The sequence below is a fragment of the Bifidobacterium catulorum genome (assembly GCF_003129925.1).
GTDB lineage: Bacteria > Actinomycetota > Actinomycetes > Actinomycetales > Bifidobacteriaceae > Galliscardovia > Galliscardovia catulorum.
Map to the genome: position 1 here is coordinate 137,855 of NZ_QFFN01000002.1, position 22,222 is coordinate 160,076.

Sequence of the window (22,222 nt, forward strand, 5' to 3'; positions counted from 1 at the left end):
AATCCTGGTGTTGGGATCGTGGGTTTCTCCGGGTTTCCGCAATGCGACACGCCGCGGGTTGCGCAGTGGGGGAGCCTCCCGTATTATCAATCGAGTTGTCCGCCCCCGTCGTCTAACGGTTAGGACATCAGACTTTCAATCTGACAACGAGAGTTCGACTCTCTCCGGGGGTACTTCGGTCTCGCACCGAGGAACCAGCCGAAAGGTTGGTGACAGATAGCCGTAAGGCTGACGGCAACGTTGGCTCCGTAGCTCAGTTGGTTAGAGCGCCGCCCTGTCACGGCGGAGGTCGCCGGTTCAAGTCCGGTCGGAGTCGCTTGGATGCGCAGACCCGGTGTTCCGGGTCTTCTCGTATTCATGGCTCTGTAGCTCAGTTGGTAGAGCGAGCGACTGAAAATCGCTAGGTCAACGGATCGACGCCGTTCGGAGCCACCACCAATCCCCGGCGGGCAGGACCCGACCGGGGATTTTCCATATCCACGGACCTGTGTCGCGGTAAGGACGCTTACGGTGATCTTTCTATATCCCACATATAGGGAACGTTTATAAAATTTTGGGAGCATTCCCATGCGCACGGTCAAACGGGCGGTACGATGAATACCGACGATTGGTTCAGCGATGACACCGATCCGGTCAAACCGACGAAATAACTGAACAGGCCCATCGACCAGCCCTCGACTGCACGGCAGCCGGCGGTTCCCGGCCGGGCCATGACCAACCACTCAAAGGAGAACACGATGGTCTACAGGATGATTTTCAACCAGACGGCGTACTTCGGCCGCGGCGCGATCAAGGAGATTCCGGAGGTCGCGAGGAAGCACGGTTTCACGAAGGCGTTCATCGTGACCGATCCGGTGCTGCTGGAGACCGGCACGGCGAAGAAGGTCACGGACGTGCTGGACGCCGCGGGTCTGCCGTACGAGGTGTTCGACAACGTGAAGCCGAACCCGCCTGTGGAGTGCATCCAGGACGGTGTGCTGCGCTTCAAGGCGTCCGGTGCCGACTTCCTGATCGGCCTGGGCGGCGGCTCCCCGCAGGACACCTGCAAGGGCATCGGCATCATCACCGCGAACCCGGAGTTCGGCGACGTGCTCTCCCTTGAGGGCGTGGCGGACACCAAGAACCCGAGCGTGCCGATCTTCGGCGTGCCGACCACCGCCGGCACCGCCTCCGAGACGACCATCAACTACGTGATCACCGACACGAAGAACAAGCGCAAGTTCGTGGCCGTGGACCCGCACGACATCCCGATCGTCGCGTTCGTGGACCCGGACCTGACTGACTCCATGCCTCGCGGCCTGAAGGTCGCCACCGGTCTGGACGCGCTGACGCACGCCATCGAGGGCTTCATCACGCCGGGCGCGTGGAGCCTTTCGGACTGCCTGAGCATGCAGACCATCCGCATGATCGCGAAGAACCTCGCCAAGAGCGCCGACGGCGATGTGCCGGCCGGCGAACAGATGGCGTACGCCTCCTACATCACCGGCATGGCGTACTCGAACGTCGGTCTGGGCCTGGTGCATGGCATGGCGCACCCGCTGGGCGGCCGTCTGGGTGTGGCGCACGGCGTGGCGAACGGCATCCTGCTGGCCCCGGTCATGGAGTACAACAAGGATTACACGGGTGAGAAGTTCCGCGACATCGCGGACGCGTTCGGTGTGGCCGATGCCTACACGGGCGATCTCGAAACGGTGCGCGAGGCCGCGGTTCAGGCCGTGCACAAGCTGACCGTGGATCTGAAGAACCCCACCAAGATCTCCGAGGTGGGCGCCACCGAGGCCGATCTGGAGCCGCTGGCGCATGACGCGTTCAACGACGTGTGCACGCCGGGCAACCCGCGCAAGGCCACTGAGGAGGACATCCTCGCCATCTACAAGAGCCTGATGTAGTCCGGTCGGATATTAGGTGTCCCTCCCCTCAGTCGGCTGACGCCGACAGCTCCCCTCAGGGAGGGGAGCCTTTTGGTGGGATGGTGCATCTGATCGGCTCCCCTCATGGATGAGGGGAGCTGGCCGCCGTAGGCGGTCTGAGGGGAGTCGTGTGGGGTGCAGTTCACGTGTTCTCTCCCCTCAGTCGGCTGACGCCGACAGCTCCCCTCGGGGAGGGGAGCCTTTTGGTGGGGTGGTGCATCTGATCGGCTCCCCTCATGGATGAGGGGAGCTGGCCGCCGTAGGCGGTCTGAGGGGAGTCGTGTCGCTGTGTATGCCCCCTCAGTCAGGCGTGCGCCTGACAGCTCCCCCACCGTTCGTGGGGGAGCCTATTGGATGGGCCGTTTCGGTGTGGGGCAACTTCCCTCAGTCGGCTGACGCCGACAGCTCCCCTCGGGGAGGGGAGCCGATTGATTGGACGGTTTTCCGGTGTCCTCCCCTCAGTCGGCTGACGCCGACAGCTCCCCTCAAAGAGGGGAGCCTATTGGTGTGACACGGTCTATCCTACTGGCTCCCCTCGGGATCGAGGGGAGCTGGCCGCCGTAGGCGGTCTGAGGGGAGTCGAGATTAGTGGGATGGGGCGCTATTCGTGCCTCTCGTCGTACTCCTCGTCGGTGGGGGTCTCGTCGTAGAGTTCGCGCCCCTCCTTCTCGGCGAGCTCCATCTGCTCGTTGATCCACGCCGCCTCGGCAGGGTTGATGTCGGCCGTGTTCAGCACCTTCTGCCATACGGGATAGAACAGGTGCATCACCGGGTACATGGCGGTGAACAGGATCTCCGGCTTGTGCTTGCGCCAATGCTGCGGATGCGCGTCGAACGTGTTCTTGAACCGGCGCATGTAGTTGCGGAACGAGCTCAGCGACGTGTCCATGCGGCGGGCGCTCATGCCGGCGATCATGCGCGGCGAATACACGGTCTTCAGGCCCTTGCCGATGAGGTGCAGCGAAATGTCGATGTCCTCATGCATGACGTCGGCCTTGTCGCGGCACACCTCGTCGGAGATCTGACGCCATGCGGAGGCGCGCAGCGCCATGTTCGAGCCGAACAGCAGCGGCTGCCCGCCGTCGGCGCGGAAGATGCGCTTGCGGATGGAGTTGTCTCCCTTGAGCCCGAAGCGCCGCGAAGGCATGTCGTAGTACATGACGGGGCCGGTCGCGCCCATGGCGGACGGGTCCTCGGTGAAGATGCCGGAGACGACCTCCACCCAGTCGGGCTTGATCATGCAGTCGGCGTCGAACCGGCCGAGTATGTCGCCGGTCGCATGGTCGAGGCCATAGTTGCGGGTGGGGATCAGCCCCTGTTCGTCGTTCTGGTCGAGCAGGATGACGTTGTCGTCGGGATGGTCCTTGATGAACCGTCTGACGATGTCCGCGGTGTTGTCGGTCGAACGGTTGTTGACCACGATCACTTCATGGGGGCGAACGGTCTGCCGGGTCGCGTTGATCAGGCAGTCGGCGATTCTCTCTTCTTCATTCCATGCCGGAATCACAATCGAAACGGTAAGCACATCTTCAGGATACGCGGGGCCGGGGATTCGCACATCCGCGATGTGCGATGCCGGGTTTGTCATCTACCGCGTGAATAATGACGACTATGAGTGAACGGCAGGATGAACGTTTCGACCTCGCGGCGGTGTTCCCCGACAAGGGCGATCCCAGACGGCCACCCGAATGGTTCGGCCGTGGTCTGCTCTATACGGCGATCGCCGTGTTCGCCGCGTATTTCGTATGGAATACGTGGGACAAGGTCAGCTCGATAGTCCTGTACATCGTCATTTCGATGTTCATCGCGCTGGCCGTCGAGCCGGTGGTCCGCTGGCTGGTCATCCACGGATGGCGTCGCGGCGTCGCCTCCGGCGTCACGCTCGTGTCATTGGTCATCATCCTGGCGGGCCTGCTCACGTTGTTCGGCAACATGTTCGTGCAGCAGCTCATCGGCATGATCAAAAGCCTTCCCGGCCTGTATGCGCAGATCGTCGACGTCGTCGAACGGCAGTTCCATACGAAACTCGATCTGGAGTCGCTGGGCATGGAGGTGTTCAAGAACATCCAGACCAGCACCGTCACGAACTTCGCCAACCAGGCCCTGAGCACCACGTTCTCTCTGCTCAACGCGTTGCTGGGGCTCATGACCGTGATGCTCGTGACGTACTACATATCCGCCGCGTTCCCGGCAATGCGCCGCAGCCTGTGCCAGTGGATCGCGCCCAAGAGCCAGGAACGGTTCCTCGTGGTGTGGACGGTCGTGCAGGACCAGATCTCGAACTTCCTGTACAGCCGCATCATCCTGGCCGCGATATCCAGCGTCTGCATGTCCATATTCATGATGAGCCTCGATATCCCGTACTGGCTGCCGCTGTCGATATTCTGCGGCCTGATCTCGCAGTTCATCCCCACCGTGGGCACCTACATCGGCGGCGCGCTGCCGGTCGTCTCCGCGTGGGGCACCAACGGCGTCAAATACGCGTTGTTCGTGCTCGTCTACATCGTCGTCTACCAGCAGATCGAGAACCTGATTCTTTCGCCGGCCATCTCTCAGCGGACCATGGATCTCAACCCGGCCATCGCCTTCCTGGCGGTCCTGGCGCTCGGATCGGTGTTCGGCGCCCTGGGCGCGTTCCTGGCGTTGCCGCTGACCGCCAGCTTCCAGGCCGTGTTCAAGGCGTACACCAAGCGGTACGAGCTCATCGACTCCCCGCTGCTCTCCGATCCCAAGCCGGTGAAGAAATCGACGATGGTCAAGGGCGTGGAGGCGTTCAACGAGCATGTGGTCAAGCCGGTGAGCGACCATATGCCGCGTGCGGCCAGAGGGTCGAGCGCGCGCGTCCGCGTGCACGACGCCACGGTGAGCCGCGAACTCGACTACGCGCATACGCGGTTGGAGGACTACGCCACGAGCGAGGAGCTCGACGAGTCGCGGACCGTGGCGATCCCGAAGAACGCGGCGGCGTCGAAATCCGCGGGCAAGCCCGACCTGAACCCGGATGTCGGCGACGGGAAGGACAATACCGGGATGTCCGCAAACGAGACCGGGCCCGAGAGCCCGACGAAACCCGAACAGACGGCATCCGAGGATGCGAAGACCGGCCGCAGTGCCAGGGAGGAGTGGCGCTAGATGGCCCTGCTTGCGTTCATCGACCTATTGCTTGGCGTGGTGGGAATCGTGGGTCTGACATACCAGGTGGTGTGCGTGCTGGCGTCGTTCACCGCCAAGCCGAGGAAATTCCCCGAGGCCCCGCGCGACAAGCGGTATGCCGTGCTGATCTCCGCACGCAACGAGGAGAAGGTGGTCGGCAACCTCATCGACTGCATCCAGAACCAGACGTATCCGAGCGAGCTCATCGACATCTGGATGGTGGCCGACAACTGCACCGACGACACGGCCGGACTGGCCAGACGCAAGGGCTGCCATGTGATCGAACGGTTCGATCAGACGCAGATCGGCAAGGGATACGCCCTGACGTTCCTGCTCAACCGCATGATCGATTCGGGGGAGAGCAAGCGGTACGACGCGTTCTTCGTGTTCGACGCCGACAACAAGCTCGACAAGGAATACTTCGCGCAGATGAACAACGCGTTCCAGTCGGGCTTCAAGATCCTCACCAGCTTCCGCAACTCCGTGAACTTCGACGACAACTGGGTCTCCTCCGGCTCCGCCCTGTGGTTCGTGAGGGAATCGAGGTTCCTCAACAACTCGCGCATGATCTTCGGCTCCAGCTGCCACGTGGGCGGCACAGGGTTCATGTTCTCCCGCGAGATCATGGAACGCAACAGCGGATGGAAGTTCCATCTGCTCACCGAGGACCTCGAATTCACCATGGACTCCATCCTGCACGGCGACCGCATCGGCTACTGCGGCACCGCCATCCTGTATGACGAGCAGCCGGTGACGTTCAAACAGAGCTGGCGCCAGCGTCTGCGGTGGTCGCGAGGCTTCCTGCAGGTGTTCCGCTACTACGGGCCGGCGCTGGTCCGTCGGGCCATCAAGGAGCGTGACTTCTCCTGCGTGGATCTGACGCTGCTCATCTGCCCGTTCACCGCGCTGTCGGTCATCCGCACCGTGCTGGCCGGCGTGTTCATCGCGCTCGGGTTCGTCTCGCTGCAAAGCCAGCTCGACTCCATGAACATGTGGATCGCCGGCGGCGTGGCGTCCGTGCTCGGCATGATGCTGCTCGCGGCCATCACCTGCATCGCCGAACGGGACAAGATCGACGCCACGAACAAGGAGCTCGTGGCCTACTGCCTGAGCTTCCCCATCTACCTGCTCAGCTACATCCCCATCTCCTTCCAGGCCATGTTCTCCAAGCCGGGGTGGAAGCCCATCGAGCATCGCGGCCACTGACGCGGTAGGCTGGTTGGGCGATAACGCTTGACATCCGAACGAATCGAACGAAGCGAGGCAAAGCCGTGACCGGATCGGCAATCGACTCAGGGACCCTGCGGACGGCACGGCCGTCCCGACGTGCGACGCGTCTGCAGCGTCGCCGGGTGGCGAGACGCAAATGGATGGTGGCGGCCAGCGCCGTCATCACCGTGGCGCTGGGACTCGGCTACGCGGTCGCCGACGCCTACGACATCGCGCCGGGGCCGCTGAGCGTCGAACCGGTGCAGACCATTCGTTTCCCGCAGGCGGCGTCCGCCGTGGCGGCGACGCCGCTGGTGGGCGGGGTCGGCGCGGACAAGGGCGTCGACGAGGCACGGGCCACGGCCCTGGTCGACAAGTTCGCCAAGGCCAAGGGCGTCGGCAAGGACTTCTCCATCATCATCGCGGACGCCAAGGGCGATCCGGTCGTGGAACGCAACCAGGGAGTCGCGCGCGAGCCGGCCTCCACGATGAAGACCCTCACCGCGTTCGCCGCCACCGCCAGCCTCGACATGTCGTCCACCCTGGACACCGAGACCTATCTCGACGGCGACACCCTCGTGCTCAAGGGCAACGGCGACATGCTGCTCGGCTCGGGGGCCAACGACGAGCGGCACGTCAACGGACGGGCCGGCGTGGCCACGCTGGCGCAGCGCACCGCTCAGGCGTTGAAGGCCAAGGGCGTCACCACGGTGTCGGTCGCCTACGACGACTCGCTGTTCGGCTCCAAACGGTTCCCCGACACCATCGCCGAGAACAACGAGGGCGACGACATGCTCTACGCGGCGCCGATGTCGTCGATGGCCATCGACGAGGGACGCAACTGGAGCGGTACGACCAAGCCGGCCGACCCCGACGTCGAATCGGCGTTCCCTCCACGGTTCGCGGACTCCGCCGCGAAGACCGCCGAATCGTTCGTCGCACAGCTCAAACGGCAGGGCATCGCCGTGAACGGCGGCATAGCCAAGGGCGAAGCCCCCGCGGGCAAACCCATCGCCTCGGTCAGCTCCGCCAGACTCAGCGAGGTCATGGGCTTCATGCTCAGGAACTCCGACAACACGGAAGCCGAGCTGTTCGGACGCCTCACCGCGCTGAAGACCGGTCAGGACAATTCGCCGGAAGGCGCCGCGGCCGCGGTGAAGGCCGCGTTGGAGAAGGCCGGCATCGACACCGACGGTCTCCATATCGCCGACTGCTCCGGGCTCTCCGCCGGATCGAGGCTCACCGCCACGACCCTCATGCAGGTGCAGGCCAAATACCTTGAGACCGGAGACTCCACCGCACCGGCGAGCGAAGGCCTCGCAGTCAGCGGTCTTTCCGGTACCGCGGCGAAACGCAACATCGCCAGGTCCGCGGCCGGTCTCGTACGACTCAAGACCGGCACGCTCGGCGGCGTGACCTCCATGACCGGCAACGTCTCCAGAACCGGCGGCGGCACCCTCGTGTTCGCCGTCATCGTCAACAATCCCGACAACATGTGGGAAGCCATACTCGCGGTCGACGACCTCGTCGGCCATCTGCCGGAGCTGTGACCATGACCTACACGCCCACACTGAGACAAGCCATCGGGGACGTGCGACGGAACCTCGAATCCATCGGCATCACCCGACAGTCCCCACGCCTGCGCGAACACGGCGACCACACGCCCGGCGGCGACGCGCCGCTGGTGCTCGTGGCATGTTCGGGCGGACGCGACTCGCTCGCCCTCGCATCCGTGACCGCCACCGTATGCGGCACCCTCGGCGTGCGCTGCGGCGCCGTGATCGTGGACCATGCCCTCATCGCCGGCTCCGCGGACGTGGCGCACGAGGCCGGCGAACGGTGCCGGGGCTTCGGCATGGACCCGGTCGTCGTGCGGCGCGTGGTCGTGCGTCCCACAGGGGCCGGCACCGAGGCCGACGCCCGCGGCGTGCGATACCGGGCGCTCATCGACACGGCGAAGGAGCTCGGCGCCTCCGCCGTGCTGCTCGCCCACACGCGCGACGACCAGGCCGAAACCGTGCTGCTCGGCCTCCTGCGCACCGTCGGGCTCGACGCGCTCGCCGGCATGCCGACGTCGATAGAACGCGACGGCGTGCTGTTCTCCCGCCCCTTCCTCTCCCTCACCCGGGCCCAGACCACACAGATCTGCGAAACCCTCGGCGTCACCTGGTGGGACGACCCCACCAACGGCGACCAGGCCGACGAAGGAGGGCTTTCCACCGATCTGCCGCTGCGTTCGCGTATACGGCAGGCGCTGCTGCCGTATCTCGTCCATCTGACCGGCGCGGACACCGTGGGGCATCTGGCCCGCAGCGCGCAATTCGCCCAGCGCGACAAGGACTATCTCGACTCCCGGGCCGACCGGCTCTATCGCGAAACCGTCACGATGGCCGATGGCGGGGAAACGTCGCAGGGGACGGACGGCGGCTGGCTGGCCCGCATCGACGCGCGTGCGCTGGCCGGGCGGCACGCCGCCATGCGAAGCCGCGTCATCGCGCGTACGCTGTCGGAATGCGGCGCCGGCACGTCGTCGAGGCACGTCGACGCCATCGACGCGCTCGTCGTCGACTGGCACGGTCAGGGCGCCGTGCGTCTTTCCAGTTCGCATTCAGCGTTCCGTCAGGGTCACGTCATTCTCGTGTGCCATGATAGGGTGCATGAAAATCGCTGATATCCAAGACGACATCGCTGAGGAGCTCGTCAGCAAAGAGCAGATCGATGCCAAGATACGAGAAGTGGCCGCTCAGGTGGATCGCGACTATGCCGGCAAGAACCCGCTGCTGGTGGCCGTGCTCAAGGGGGCCGTCAACACGCTCGCCGCGTTCTCCCAGGCCCTGCGCATCCCCGTGACCATGGATTTCATGAGCCTTTCCAGCTACGGTTCGGGCACGACGTCGTCCGGCACCGTCACCGTGCGGCAGGACCTGTCGACGGATGTCCGAGGCCGTCACGTCCTGATCGTCGAGGACATCATCGACTCGGGTCTTACGCTTGACTGGCTCATCAAGGAGCTGAAACGGCGTGGCGCGGCCTCCGTCGAGGTCTTCGCCCTGCTGGAGAAGCCGGCGCGTCATGAAGTGCACATCGATGTGAAATACAAGGGATATGAGATTCCCGACAAATTCGTCGTCGGCTTCGGTCTGGACTATAACGAACGATACAGGAACCTCGATTCCATCGCGGTGTTGAAACCCCAGGTGTACCAAGGAGAGTAGCAGCATGAGCTTCCCAGGGCCGAATCGCAACGATAACGGCAACCCGTTCAAGAATCCCGAGGGGGGACGGAAGAACGGAGACAAGAACAACAACGCCAACCGCGGAGGCAGGAACGGCAAGGGTCAGCGTCCGTTCTGGCAGTCGCCGTGGATCTGGGCCACGCTGCTCGTGCTGCTCGCGGTCAGCGGATTCCAGATGTTCTCCATGGGCGGCACGCAGACCATCAACACCCAGGACGGTCTTGAACTGCTCAAGGACGGCTCCGCCAACTACGCCGAGATCACCGAAAGCAAGCAGACGGTGAAGCTGGAGCTCAAGGAGGACTTCCACAAGAAGGACCCCGACACCGGCAAGGACCGCAACTACGGCAAGAACGTGCAGTTCTACTACGTGTTCGCGCAGGGCGGGCAGATCTCCCAGGCCGTGCAGAAGGCCGACCTGTCCAAGGGCTGGACCTCCACCGTCCCGCAGACCAGCATCCTGACGTACCTGCTCACGTCGATGCTGCCGTTCATCATCATCTTCGCCCTGTTCTGGTGGCTGATGAGCCGCATGCAGGGCGGCTCCGGCGGCGGCATGTTCGGCATGGGCGGCAAGAAGAGCGCCAAGCTGCTCGAAGGGGAGACGCCCGACACCAAGTTCGCCGACGTGGCGGGCGAGGACGAGGCGCTCGCCGAGGTCGAGGAGATCAAGGACTTCCTCAAGGACCCGTCGAAATACAAGGCGCTGGGCGCCCGCATCCCGCGCGGCGTGCTGCTGTACGGCCCTCCCGGCACCGGCAAGACGCTGCTGGCGCGCGCCATCGCCGGCGAGGCGGGCGTGCCGTTCTACGCCATGGCCGGCTCCGACTTCGTGGAGATGTTCGTCGGCCTCGGCGCCTCCCGAGTGCGCGATCTGTTCGAAGAGGCGAAGAAGAACGCCCCGGCCATCATCTTCATCGACGAGATCGACGCCGTCGGCCGCAAGCGCGGATCCGGCATGGGCGGCGGCCACGACGAGCGTGAGCAGACGCTGAACCAGCTGCTCGTGGAGATGGACGGCTTCAACAACGACACGAACCTCATCATCATCGCGGCGACGAACCGTCCCGACGTGCTCGACCCCGCGCTGCTGCGCCCCGGACGGTTCGACCGTCAGGTGGCCGTCGAGGCCCCGGACCTCGCCGGGCGCGAGGCCATCCTCAAGGTGCACGCCAAGGGCAAGCCGTTCGTGCCCGACGTCGACATGCACATGATCGCCGTGCGCACCCCCGGCTTCACCGGCGCCGACCTGGCCAACGTGCTCAACGAGGCCGCCCTGCTGTGCGCCCGCGCCGGCGCCCAGCTCATCGACAACCGTGCCATCGACGAGGCCATCGACCGCGTGATGAGCGGCCCCCGCCGCCGGTCCACCGGCATGGCGCTCGACGAGCTGCGCAACACCGCCTACCATGAAGGCGGCCACGCGCTGGTCGCGGCCGCGTTGCACAACACCGACCCGGTGACCAAGGTGACCATCCTGCCGCGAGGCCGCGCCCTCGGCTACACCGCCGTGATGCCGACGCAGGACCGCTACTCGCAGTCCCGCAACGAGCTGCTCGACCAGATGGCCTACGCCATGGGCGGCCGCACCGCCGAGGAGGTCGTGTTCCACGATCCGACCACCGGCGCCTCCAACGACATCGAGAAGGCCACGAACATCGCGCGAAAGATGGTCGTCGAATTCGGCTTCTCCGCGCAGCTCGGCGCCATCAAATGGGCGTCCGACGACGACCAGACCACGGTGATGGACGGCCTGAGCCCGCGCAAGTACTCCGACCGCACCGCGCAGGTCATCGACGACGAGGTGCTCAAACTCGTCGAGACCGCACACACCGAGGCATGGAACATCATCAACGAGAACCGCGACGTGCTCGACGAACTCGTGCGCCAGCTGCTCGTCAAGGAGACGCTCAACGAGAAGGAGCTCGCCGTCATCTTCTCCAAGGTGCGCAAGGCGCCGGTCCGCGAGGTGTGGCTGTCGAACGACCGTCGCCCCGACTCCGACCTGCCGCCCGTGCCGATTCCCGAATCGCTGAAGAAGAGCATGGCCCAGGCCACCGTGGCCACGCAGCCCAGCCAGCCCGAGCAGAACGGAGGAGCCACCGCCTGATGGCAGCATACGACGAGGAAGGCGTGCGCCGGGCCGTGCGCCTCTATCTGAAATCCATTGGCGAGGACCCCGACCGCGAGGGGCTGCTCGACACCCCGGACCGCATAGCCCGTGCGTCGAGGGAGATCTTCGCCGGACTGCACCAGGATCCGAAGGACGTGCTCTCCGCACGATTCCGCGTGGACACCGAGGAGATGGTGCTCGTACGCGACATCGAACTGTATTCGGTGTGCGAACACCATCTGCTCCCGTTCCACGGCGTGGCCCACGTGGGCTACATCCCCTCCAAGGAGGGCGTGACCGGTCTGAGCAAGCTCGCCCGACTCGTGGAGGTCTACGCCCGCCGTCCGCAGGTGCAGGAGCGTCTCACCCAGCAGATCGCCGACGCGCTCATGGAGCACGTGGACGCCCGGGGCGTCATCGTCGTCACCGAATGCGAACACCTGTGCATGTCGATGCGCGGCATCAGGAAGTCGCAGGCGCGCACGGTGACGTCCGCGGTGCGGGGCGTGCTCAGAAACCCCGCAACGCGCGCCGAGGCCATGAGCCTCATCTTCTCGCGGCACTGAACGCACCGAACATGCCGGACGCTCCCGACGCGCCGGCATCACCGCGGAAACGACCTCCGCCATACGGCTCCCCCTGCCAAGGGGGAGCCCGTCGCAATCATGAAGAACAGAGGCGAACATCACATCATGACTGATATCAAGGCATTGCATGATTCCACACGCACGCTCGTCATGGGCGTGCTCAACATCACCGAGGACTCGTTCTCCGACGGCGGCCTGTGGCTCGATCCCGACAAGGCCCGTGCCCACGGCGCCGACATGATGGATGACGGCGCCGACATCATCGACATCGGCGCCGAATCCACACGTCCCGGTGCCAAGCGCGTCAGCGAATACGACGAGATGGCCCGCGTCACCGGCGCGGTGAAGGCGCTCATCGCCCACCCCGGCGCCATGCTCTCCATCGACACCACTCGTGCGTCCGTCGCCGCGGCGGCGCTCGACGAAGGCGCGCAGATCATCAACGACGTCTCCGGCGGCCGCCTCGACGGAAACCTGCCGCATGTCGTCGCCGACCACGACTGCCTCTACATCGTGCAGCACTGGCGCGGATGGCTCGCCGGCTCCCACGACGGCGCCGCGCCCGACGCCGACACCTCCCACTACGCGCACGGCGTCCTCGCCGACGTGCGCGACGAGCTCATGCGCCAGGTCGACGACGTCATCGCCGCCGGCGTCGACCCTGAACGCATCATCATCGACCCCGGCCTCGGCTTCTCCAAACCCGGCATCCAACACAACCTGCCGCTGCTTGCCGGTCTCGACGCGTTCAAGGCCACCGGATACCCGGTGCTCATCGGCCAGTCCCGCAAACGCTTCATCGGCGCCATGCTCGCCGAAGCCGGCATCACGGAGCCGACCATGGCCGACAAGGACGACGTCACCGCCGCCCTCTCCGCCCTCTGCGCGGAACACGGCGCCTGGGCCGTGCGCGTCCACGACGTGCGACGCTCCGTCGCAGCCGTCAAGGCGGGCGAACTCTGGAAGCAATACGCTCAGTCCAACTGACCACGAAAAGGAACCCCATGGACTCCATCCGACTCACCGGCGTCCGCGCCGAGGCAACGCACGGCGTCCTCGACTTCGAACACGTCGAACCACAGCCGTTCGTCGTCGACGCCACCATGTTCCTCGACCTCTCCGAGGCCGGAGCATCCGATGATCTCGCCGCCACGGTCGACTACGGGCAGATCGCCAAACGCATAGTCAACGTCATCGAAGGCGAACACGTGGACCTCATCGAAAGGCTCGCCGCCAAGATCGCCGACTCCATCCTGCTGTCGCATCGCATCCAACGCGTCATCGTGACCGTGCACAAGCCCAAGGCGCCCATCAAGGTGCCGTTCGACGACGTCAGCGTGACCATCGAACGCGCCCGCGACCCGGAAGGGGGCACACTCGCCTCGCAGATCGGCGCGGCGGCCTCGGCCTCGGCCTCGACTTCGGCCGCGAACGGGAGTGCCGACTCGAACGCCGCCGCAACGGGCACCTCGGCCATGCCCGCCACTCATACCGCCATCGTGGCCATGGGCGGCAACATCGGCGACGTCGAACAGACGCTGCGCGCCGCCGTCGTCGCCATCGACGGCGTGCCCGGCAACCAGGTCAACGGCATCTCGCCTCTCTACCGCACCGCGGCCTGGGGCATGGAACCCGGCACGCCCGACTTCCTCAACGCCGTCGTCGAACTCACCACCACGCTCGACGCCGATACGCTGCTCAACGCCCTCCAGACCATCGAAACAGCCCACGGACGCTCTCGGAAGGTCCACTGGGGCTCGCGCCCGCTCGACCTCGACATCATCGACTTCGACGGCGAGACCCGCGACGATCCGCGACTCACCCTGCCCCACCCGCGTGCATGGCAGCGGGCCTTCGTACTCGCCCCCTGGGCCGACCTCGAACCCGCGGCACGTCTCGTCGGCCCCCACGGCGGGCCGGTCGCCGAACTGCTCGCCCGAACCCCGGACCACGACGCGGTCGAACGCGTCTCCGACAGCTGGATTCTCGGCGGATCCGTCGCCTAGAACACCACGACGACATCCACGACGATCCGCAGCACGCAGCAGACGCCCCGTATCAAACATCCCGTATCAAACATCCCGTATCAAACGCCCCGTAGCAAACACCAAGCAGCAGACCACCCGCGAGCCCGCAGACCAAGGAGCATGGCATGAAGATGAGACGCACCCCATGGTGGCAGTACGTGGTGGCCATCATCCTCGGCACCCTGTGCGGCGCCACCCTGGTGAAGGCCACCGAACACAGCGCCTACACGCTCATGGGCGCGCCATGGCTCGTTTCGCTGCTGCTCGCCATGCTCGGCACCCTCGTTCTCATCATGTCGTGGCAGGTGCGTAAATACGTCAAAGGCGAACTCAAGGCCATGAGCATGGACCGGGCCGTCAACACGCTCCTGTTGGCGAAATCCCTCGGCATCGCCGGCGCGGCGCTCGCGGGATGGTACGGCGGCCAGCTGCTCATGAGCATCGGCCATCTCGAAGCGGAATTCTACGGCGACGCCGCCCTCGAATGCGGCGTCGCCACCGTGATCTGCCTCGTCGACATGGTCATCGGCATCGTGGGGGAGTATTGGTGTCAGTTGCCGCCCAAGGACGGTCCCGAACATCCCAGGACCAAGGAGGCGGAACGCCGGCGCAATCTGGCGCCTGCCGCGGGAGCATCCGCCGGAGCCTCCACGGACGCGGCCACCGGGGTCGCCGGAACGACGACCGGCACCATAAATCGCTGACGGTGGGCTGAATCGCCCGTCATCGCCGTCATTGTGTGCCACAATGGGGTGTATGACACGTTATGATCTCCGCACCGTCCCCGATGGGCGTGACATCGCATTGCGGGCCGTTGACGACGACGGCAGCCTGCGCGTGGTCCACGTCTACGGAGAGGACGAACAATATCCGCTGGCCGCGGACAGATACTATACGAATCTGCCAAATCTGTTCATTGACATCCTCGATATCCTCGACGGCAACGCGCCGCGTTTCGAAGAGAAGCGGGACGCGGACGGCACTATTGACGGCACCATTGACGGCGCTATCATCGACGCCATCGACGGCGGCAAATCCATCAGTCTCAGGAACCTCACGGTACGCGCCTCGCATGCGGCCGCCGACGGTTCCGGCAACGCGCGACGGTTCAAGGACGTCCGCTCGCTGTGGGCCCTGATGAGCAATCATGTGAACATCAACGTCAGACGTCCCGACGACGACCCCATCGTGGACGTGCGCCGCAACCGCAACTGGAAGAAAAGCCAGCCGCTGCGCGACGTGCCGGCCGATCCGGGCGCATGGTTCCTCTCCAGCGTGTATTCGCGGTCGAACCCGCGCAAGAACCCTGTGATCGCCTACCGCGGCATAGACGTCATCTTCGACGCGCTGCTCGCGGAACTCGACGAGACCGCGGCCCCCGACATCGCCCGGGCCCGCGACGCCATCGGCACGAACCTCGATTATCCGACCTACGCCGAGATCGCGGGCGCGTTGGGCGACACCAACATGCTGGTCTTCCACAACGACCAGTCGCTCGCCGACTGGATTCGCGAACAGGCCAAGGTGCAGGACATCGTCTTCCCCGATACGCCGGCCCGCGTGATGGTCAACCCCGATCCCGCCATCGATGATGACGACCCGCGGTATCTGCCCGCGGATTCGACGATGACGATGGCCCATCTCGCCAACGTCATCGCGCCGCGCGAGCAATGACGTAGCCCCGGTGCCGGTCCCGCCTCCCTCTCAGAGGAAAGGGAGGCGTCGCGCTCGGATGGCCGGGGAGAGGCCGGGCGACACGCGCCGTGTCGTGGGTCTCCCCGGCGCTGCGCCGCCTACTTCCCGGCGTCCTCCGGATTGGGCACGCGCACCATGGCCTCTTGGCTCATCGCCGCCACAAGCGTGCCGTCCTGCGCATACACCTTCGCATAGCTCAGGCCACGGCCATGCGCCGCGGTCGGCGTATCCTGCACATACAGATGCCATTCGTTGACGTCGATGTCGCGGTACCACCACATCGAATGGTCAAGCGTGGCGAATGAGATGCCCGGCGTCATGAAACTCAGGCCGGCGCGACGGATGATCGGCTCCATCATGATCTGGTCGCATCCGCACGCGAGAATCGCACGATGGCACAACTGCGGCAGGTCCACATGCCCGTCCGCCCTCATCCACACCATCTGCCGGCCGTCGTCGCGCTTCGACGCCGTCTCGTCGGTGCCAAGCATCACCGGCGCGTTCACATGACGGATGTCGAACGGCGACTTGGTCACATAGTAGTTCGCGAACTGCGAATTCTGGGCATATGGCTCCATCAGCTCCTTCGCGCTGGTCAGCGACTCGGGGTCGGGCACGTCGGACGGCATCGGATCGGAGAACTCCACGCCCTCCTGACCGTGCTTCTGAAAACTGGCGATGGCCGTGAGGATAGGCCCCCTCGACTGCGTGGCGTTCACGCGGCGGGCCGAGAACGAACGGCCGTCGCGCAGATTCTCCACGTCGAACAGCACATCCTGGCGGATATCGCCGGCGGCGATGAAATACGCGTGGATCGAATGCGGCAGACGATCCTCGGAGACCGTGCGCGCCGCGGCGACCACCGACTGCGCGATTACCTGCCCGCCGTAGACGCGGCCCGTGGGGAAATACAGGCTTTCACCGCTGATGTACGTATGGTTGCGGTATGGCGAAGGCTCTCCCAGCCTCAGCACCTTGATGAGATGATTAAGCGGTTTCTGGTCGTCCGTCGTCATGGAAATCCTCACTTACGGCTGTGAGTACGCGTGGTACTGCTCATGTTCTGTTGTATGTTCTGCAATGCAGTCTAGTTATGGCCGGTAAAGAACAATCGGAGGGTTTTGTAACAAGTTCGTGAGGCAGATGAACAGCGGATGACGACGGTGCCGGAATGCCGTCCGGGTGCTGTCGTGGGCGGGTCTGGTGACGGACGAAGCGTGGTTTTTCGGTGTTTTGGGGTCTTGTCCTTGGGGCTGTTGGGGGATGGTCTTACGGATCGTTGGGATCATGCGGTTTTGTGTAATCGTGATTGTGAATGGTGAAGGACGAACGATGATATTCGTGATTTTTGCGTTTCGTCCTTCGCGGCCACAGCAATGCCGCGCCAAAGGACGCCGTGACTAAGAGGGACGCCGCGCCGAGGGATGCCATGCCGAGAACGGCGTGATCACGTATGCCGTTGTGGTCATACCTCCGTGGACCGCGGATGTCGCCCCGTTCGATGGTCATCGGCACAGATCTCGCAATGGACGGGCCCGGATGGTGAAATCAACCGGCACGTCGCGTGAAATCAGCATCCGTGCCACTCGAAAGGCGAAATACGCCCGCGTTTCGTCATCCTGCAGCACGTCGGCATTGACGACGTACACAATCCATCCTTTCGCTTGCAGATGTTCCCGTTTTTCCTGGTCGCGACGCCATTGACGTTTGTCCGTCCGATGATGGTCGCCATCGTATTCCACCGCCACCTTGGCTTCCGGCCATGCCATGTCCACGGTCATCGGCGCGCCCGACAGGAACGTCATTCCCGACACCGTGTGATTCGTCACGGGGCAGGGGACTCCGTGGCATATCAATACGAGACGGCATTTGGTCTCCTGTGGTGACATCACATTCGGTCTGGCGATGCGCAAAGCCATGCTGCACAGCAGTCGACCGCGGAACGACGGGGCTGTTTCCGTCAGATTCCGCATGCGTTGCAACGGGTTGGCATATCCATCGAGGGACATTCTCATGGCGATGGATTCGGTCAGCACGACGAACTGCTCCAAAGGCACGAACCGGGCCATCTGCGCCCACGTATGCACCAGGTCGAGCACATAGACGTCGGCAAGAAGACGTATCTGCGAGGAGGCGTCGAACAATGGCCATATGTGGGGAATGACATTCTTCGAAGCCATGCGTTTGCCGCGGGCGCTGGCTACGGAATGCAGCATCGTGACGTCCAGGGAGCACCGTTCAGGAAGCGGGACCATATGAAGTTCCAAGGCGGTGGTCAACCCGAACAGCATTTGGCGTCCGCGACGTTGTGTTTCCTCAAGGCACCGTCGGAGGGTGGAGAGCTTTCGGGAGGCCAGGTCCTCTGACATCGACCGGCCGTCGTACGGGGTGGCGACTTGCGACGGTCTTTGGTATCCGGACGGGCCGGTGGGCTGTTCGTCGGCGGCGATGTTCGGAATCGTGATCGGATGACGCATGATGCACCTCTTCGTGGTCTGTGATGGCGATGTTGCCTACGCTAACGGAAAACCGAGGTGCAGAAGGGCGAAAACGGGAAATGTGGAAAACCTTGCGAAGAGGGTATCTGCTGGAAGGTGGAGGGAGACCGGTCTTAGGTGGCGTAGGTCGTGGTCATGCCTGTTGGGAGGGTGATCTGTCGTGGACGGGTCTGGTGAAGGACGGGGCGTGGTTTTTCGGTGTTTTGTGGTCTTGTCCTTGGGGTTGCTGGGGGATGGTCTTACGGATCGTTGGGATCATGCGGTTTTGTGTATTCATGATTGTGAATGGTGAAGGACGAACGATGATATTCGTGATTTTTGCGTTTCGTCCTTCGCGGCCACAGCAATGCCGCGCCAAAGGACGCCATGCCGAGGGATGCCGTGGCTAAGAGAGACGCCGTGCTGAGGGATGCCATGCCGAGAACGATGCGACCACGTATGCCGTCGTGGATGACGGACTGGGGATGGTTCGGTCAAAAGGCGGATGGTCCGACCGGGGACGAAGAAGGCCGGCCTTTCACGATTGCTCGATGGAAGGCCGGCCTTCATGTTGCGTTGCGGGTTGCGGGTCGTCCGTTACCCGCTGTACGTTACCCGCTTGTCTGTTGTCCGTTGTCCGCTGCGTGGCGCGACGAACGAGACGACCCTACGCGCGGGTCAGCTTGCGGTGCAGGCGGTGCGGGCGGGCCGCATCCTCGCCGAGGCGCTTGACCTTGTTCTCCTCGTAGGCCTGGAAGTTGCCCTCGAACCAGTACCAGTTGGCCGGGTTCTCGTCGTTGCCTTCCCACGCGAGGATATGCGTGGCGACGCGGTCGAGGAACCAGCGGTCGTGGGAGATGACCACGGCGCAGCCGGGGAATTCAAGCAGCGCGTTCTCCAACGATTCGAGCGTTTCGACGTCAAGGTCGTTGGTGGGCTCGTCGAGCAGCAGCAGGTTGCCGCCCTGCTTGAGGGTGAGCGCCAGGTTCAGACGGTTGCGCTCGCCGCCGGACAGCACGCCGGTGAGCTTCTGCTGATCGGAGCCCTTGAAGCCGAAGCTGGCCACGTAGGCGCGGGTCGGCACCTCCACGCCACCGACCTCGATGAAGTCGAGTCCATCGGACACGGCCTCCCACAGGTTCTTGTTCGGGTCGAGTCCGGCGCGGTTCTGGTCGACATAGCTGATCTTCACGGTCTCGCCGATCTTCAGTTCGCCGCTGGTGAGCGGCTCCAGGCCGACGATCGTCTTGAACAGCGTGGACTTGCCGACGCCGTTCGGGCCGATGACGCCGACGATGCCGTTGCGCGGCAGCGTGAAGGAGAGGTCGTCGATGAGCACTCGGTCGCCGAACGCCTTGTGGATGTGCTTGGCTTCGAGCACCGTGGAGCCCAGACGCGGCCCCGGCGGAATCTGGATCTCGGAGAAGTCGAGCTTCTTGGAGTTGCGTGCCTCCTGCTCCATCTGGTCGTAGCGCTCCAGACGTGCCTTGTTCTTGGCCTGACGGGCCTTCGGCGAGGAACGCACCCATTCGAGCTCGTTCTTCAGGCGCTTGGCGAGCTTGGCGTCCTTGGCGCCCTGGATCTCCATACGCTTGGCCTTGGTCTCCAGATACGTGGAGTAGTTGCCCTTGTACGGGTACAGGTGGCCGCGGTCGACCTCGCAGATCCACTCGGCCACGTTGTCCATGAAGTAACGGTCGTGGGTGACGGCGATGACCGCGCCCTCGTACTTGTGCAGGAACTGCTCCAGCCACAGGATCGACTCGGCGTCGAGGTGGTTCGTGGGCTCGTCGAGCAGCAGCAGGTCGGGGGCTTCGAGCAGCAGCTTGCACAGAGCCACGCGGCGGCGTTCGCCACCGGAGCATACGGTCACCGGGGTGTCGGGGGCGGGGCACTGGAGGGCGTCCATGGCCTGTTCGAGCTGCGAGTCGAGGTCCCAGCCGTTGGCGGCGTCGATTTCGGTCTGGAGCTTGCCCATCTCCTCCATGAGGGCGTCGAAGTCGGCGTCCGGGTTGGCCATCTCCTCGCCGATCTGGTTGAATCGGGCGACCTTCTCGGCGATGGGGCCGAACGCCATCTTGATGTTCTCTCCGACGGTCTTGGTGTCGTCGAGCGGCGGCTCCTGCTGCAGGATGCCGACCGTGTAGCCGGGGGTCAGCGACGCTTCGCCGTTGCTCACCGTGTCGAGGCCGGCCATGATCTTCAGCAGCGTGGACTTGCCCATGCCGTTCGGGCCCACCACGCCGATCTTCGCGCCGGGCAGGAAGCTCAGCGTCACGTCGTCGAGGATCACGCGGTCGCCGTAGGCCTTGCGCGCCTTGATCATCTGATAAATGAATTCCGCCATGGATGCAGTTACTCCTTACAAAGTTTGGAATTCCGCCGTTTCTTCGGTTCATGCATGGTGCCGGTTGTCGTTCGTCGTGTTCATTGCCGTCGCGTTGCCGGAGTACGCCGCTCGATGCGGAGCGCGTCCGCATAGCGGCCGATTTCATGCCAAACCACCGCCCACCATGGTAACGGAAGGGCTGGAATGGCGCGGGAGCGACTGTCGGCGGCAGGTTGGGCGCGATGATTCGTTGCCGGCTGGATCGCCTGTGGTCGGTCGACAACGCGCGCGAACGCGGGGAGCTTTCCTGCGAGCTGCCGGAAACCCTGATGCACATGCCGGGCGATCTGGGCCGGGCCGCCATCATCCGCGACATGCGGCCGCTCTCGGAATCGGACATCGTCGCCGTGGTGGACGAGCTGTTCCTGCCGTTGGTGCGCTATTACGAGCAGCGATCCCGAACTCGCGCCACTGCGGTGTCCCACGGTCCCGAATGCGAATGAACGACGAGGTGGCGAGACGGGCCTCGCGGATATGGTCGTGTCGTGGAACGAGACGTTCGCAGGTGCTTTACCGGCCGGTGACCCAGCGGGCGTCGGAATGCACATGCGGCGCCATCAACGCGATCACCAGCAGCAGGCAGGCAATCATCACCATCAGGATCACGTCCTCATGGCCGCGGGTCTGCAACAGCGCGCCGATAAGCGCGCCGATGGCCAACGCGGTCAGCACCACTGCCCGGCGCCCCAGCTTCGACCGCTCATGCCCGTGGGCCGAGGTGTCCGCCACGATGCCAGTGAGCGTCATCGTGAGCACGGTGGTGGGCAGGTCCGGCACCGAAAGCTTGCGTGCCGTGGAGTTCTGGATGCCCATAGCCGGGGCGAGCAGCACAATCAGCGTGATGACATGCAGGTCGACGTGGCTGGCCGTGGGGAAATTCAGACTCGGACCTGTGTCTCGAACCACCTGCGCGACCGTCGCGCCCGTTCCGGCGCCGCCCATCGCCGGCTCGGGGGCGAACCGGTTGAGCAGGTAGATGCCGATCAGCGCCGCGACCACGAACGCCGCCTGCACGCAGGTCGAAATCAGCAGATGCTTGGCACGATTGCCCTCGAATCGGTGGATGATACGCCCGCCGATCACCGCGCCGGCCACGAACGCCACCAAGGTCAGCGTGGACGTCCACCAGACGAACCCTTCGGCATGGGCGACCGAGAACCCCAGAAAGACGATGTTGCCGGTCACGTTGGCCACGAACACATGGCCAAGAGACAGATAGCTCAGCGCATCCACCAGACCCGAGACGAACGTGAGGATCACCAGCGCCGGCGAAAGCAGACCGAAGTCGTCGTCCCGTCTGGGGACGATCGTTCGCACGGCCTCGGAAAGATGCGATGTCATGATGATTGCCCCCGATGATCGTCTGAATCGAACGGATGGAGTATACCGCACCATGATGTCGTCGTTCATGCCGTCATATGACGTC

17 protein-coding genes, 3 tRNA genes and 1 pseudogene are annotated in these 22,222 nt (G+C 64.3%); 16 read left to right on the forward strand and 5 right to left on the reverse strand.

Annotated elements, in window-relative coordinates; translation table 11 throughout:
- Positions 1–101 precede the first annotated feature (101 nt).
- The 4 genes from DF200_RS01755 to fucO all read left to right on the forward strand — a co-directional run bounded on the left by DF200_RS01755 (position 102) and on the right by fucO (position 1,889).
- Positions 102–173, forward strand: a tRNA-Glu gene (locus DF200_RS01755).
- A gap of 69 nt (positions 174–242) precedes the next feature.
- Positions 243–316: transfer RNA gene (locus tag DF200_RS01760), tRNA-Asp, on the forward strand.
- Positions 317–359: 43 nt separating this feature from the next.
- Positions 360–435 (forward strand) — tRNA-Phe (locus DF200_RS01765).
- A 302-nt stretch (positions 436–737) separates the two neighbouring features.
- Positions 738–1,889, forward strand: coding sequence for a lactaldehyde reductase (gene fucO, locus DF200_RS01770; RefSeq protein WP_109136573.1), 1,152 nt, complete (start codon positions 738–740; stop codon positions 1,887–1,889).
- Between the two features lie 622 nt (positions 1,890–2,511).
- On the opposite strand, the gene DF200_RS01775 is transcribed toward fucO, so the two are convergent.
- The gene (locus tag DF200_RS01775; RefSeq protein ID WP_109136611.1) at positions 2,512–3,435 is read right to left on the reverse strand and encodes a glycosyltransferase family 2 protein; all 924 of its coding nucleotides are present in this window, start codon (positions 3,433–3,435) and stop codon (positions 2,512–2,514) included.
- Positions 3,436–3,521: 86 nt separating this feature from the next.
- Between DF200_RS01775 and DF200_RS01780 the strand changes: the two genes are divergently transcribed.
- The 11 genes and pseudogenes from DF200_RS01780 to DF200_RS01830 all read left to right on the forward strand — a co-directional run bounded on the left by DF200_RS01780 (position 3,522) and on the right by DF200_RS01830 (position 15,909).
- Positions 3,522–5,042: an AI-2E family transporter gene (locus tag DF200_RS01780; RefSeq protein ID WP_109136574.1), complete on the forward strand. Its 1,521-nt coding sequence runs from the start codon at positions 3,522–3,524 to the stop codon at positions 5,040–5,042.
- Positions 5,043–6,269: a glycosyltransferase family 2 protein gene (locus DF200_RS01785; RefSeq protein ID WP_109136575.1), complete on the forward strand. Its 1,227-nt coding sequence runs from the start codon at positions 5,043–5,045 to the stop codon at positions 6,267–6,269.
- A gap of 65 nt (positions 6,270–6,334) precedes the next feature.
- The gene (gene dacB / locus DF200_RS01790) at positions 6,335–7,822 is read left to right on the forward strand and encodes a D-alanyl-D-alanine carboxypeptidase/D-alanyl-D-alanine endopeptidase (protein ID WP_241520082.1); all 1,488 of its coding nucleotides are present in this window, start codon (positions 6,335–6,337) and stop codon (positions 7,820–7,822) included.
- Between the two features lie 2 nt (positions 7,823–7,824).
- Positions 7,825–8,943 (forward strand): tRNA lysidine(34) synthetase TilS, encoded by a 1,119-nt coding sequence (gene tilS, locus DF200_RS01795; protein WP_109136577.1) that lies wholly within the window; start codon positions 7,825–7,827, stop codon positions 8,941–8,943.
- A complete protein-coding gene (gene hpt / locus DF200_RS01800) occupies positions 8,930–9,487 on the forward strand; it encodes a hypoxanthine phosphoribosyltransferase (RefSeq protein WP_109136578.1) in 558 nt (185 codons plus the stop codon). The genes tilS and hpt overlap by 14 nt, the downstream gene beginning before the upstream one ends.
- A 4-nt stretch (positions 9,488–9,491) precedes the next feature.
- A complete protein-coding gene (ftsH, locus tag DF200_RS01805; protein WP_109136579.1) occupies positions 9,492–11,618 on the forward strand; it encodes an ATP-dependent zinc metalloprotease FtsH in 2,127 nt (708 codons plus the stop codon).
- On the forward strand, positions 11,618–12,187 hold the full coding sequence (gene folE, locus DF200_RS01810) for a GTP cyclohydrolase I FolE (protein WP_109136580.1): 570 nt from the start codon (positions 11,618–11,620) through the stop codon (positions 12,185–12,187). The genes ftsH and folE overlap by 1 nt, the downstream gene beginning before the upstream one ends.
- Positions 12,188–12,313: 126 nt before the next feature.
- Positions 12,314–13,195, forward strand: a complete 882-nt coding sequence (gene folP / locus DF200_RS01815) for a dihydropteroate synthase (RefSeq protein ID WP_109136612.1) — start codon at positions 12,314–12,316, stop codon at positions 13,193–13,195.
- Between the two features lie 17 nt (positions 13,196–13,212).
- Positions 13,213–14,202 (forward strand): annotated as a pseudogene (gene folK, locus DF200_RS01820) (2-amino-4-hydroxy-6-hydroxymethyldihydropteridine diphosphokinase); the annotation flags it as partial.
- A 158-nt stretch (positions 14,203–14,360) separates the two neighbouring features.
- Positions 14,361–14,939 carry a DUF3180 domain-containing protein gene (locus tag DF200_RS01825; RefSeq protein WP_109136582.1) on the forward strand — a complete coding sequence of 193 codons (579 nt, stop codon included), beginning with the start codon at positions 14,361–14,363 and terminating at the stop codon, positions 14,937–14,939.
- 52 nt (positions 14,940–14,991) lie between these two features.
- Entirely contained in the window at positions 14,992–15,909 is a 918-nt protein-coding gene (locus DF200_RS01830; RefSeq protein WP_109136583.1) for a hypothetical protein, read from the forward strand.
- 119 nt (positions 15,910–16,028) lie between these two features.
- Here DF200_RS01830 and DF200_RS01835 read toward each other — a convergent pair whose 3' ends face one another.
- The 3 genes from DF200_RS01835 to ettA form a co-directional block, all read right to left on the reverse strand.
- A complete protein-coding gene (locus DF200_RS01835; protein WP_109136584.1) occupies positions 16,029–16,946 on the reverse strand; it encodes an acyl-CoA thioesterase in 918 nt (305 codons plus the stop codon).
- A gap of 489 nt (positions 16,947–17,435) precedes the next feature.
- Entirely contained in the window at positions 17,436–18,221 is a 786-nt protein-coding gene (locus tag DF200_RS01840) for an endonuclease domain-containing protein (RefSeq protein ID WP_158275742.1), read from the reverse strand.
- A gap of 853 nt (positions 18,222–19,074) precedes the next feature.
- On the reverse strand, positions 19,075–20,754 hold the full coding sequence (gene ettA / locus DF200_RS01845; protein WP_109136586.1) for an energy-dependent translational throttle protein EttA: 1,680 nt from the start codon (positions 20,752–20,754) through the stop codon (positions 19,075–19,077).
- A 224-nt stretch (positions 20,755–20,978) separates the two neighbouring features.
- On the opposite strand from ettA, the gene DF200_RS01850 reads away from it, so the two are divergent.
- Positions 20,979–21,239: a hypothetical protein gene (locus tag DF200_RS01850; RefSeq protein ID WP_109136587.1), complete on the forward strand. Its 261-nt coding sequence runs from the start codon at positions 20,979–20,981 to the stop codon at positions 21,237–21,239.
- A gap of 67 nt (positions 21,240–21,306) precedes the next feature.
- Here the strand turns inward: DF200_RS01850 and DF200_RS01855 are convergent, their stop codons facing one another.
- On the reverse strand, positions 21,307–22,137 hold the full coding sequence (locus DF200_RS01855) for a YoaK family protein (protein WP_109136613.1): 831 nt from the start codon (positions 22,135–22,137) through the stop codon (positions 21,307–21,309).
- Positions 22,138–22,222: the final 85 nt, after the last annotated feature.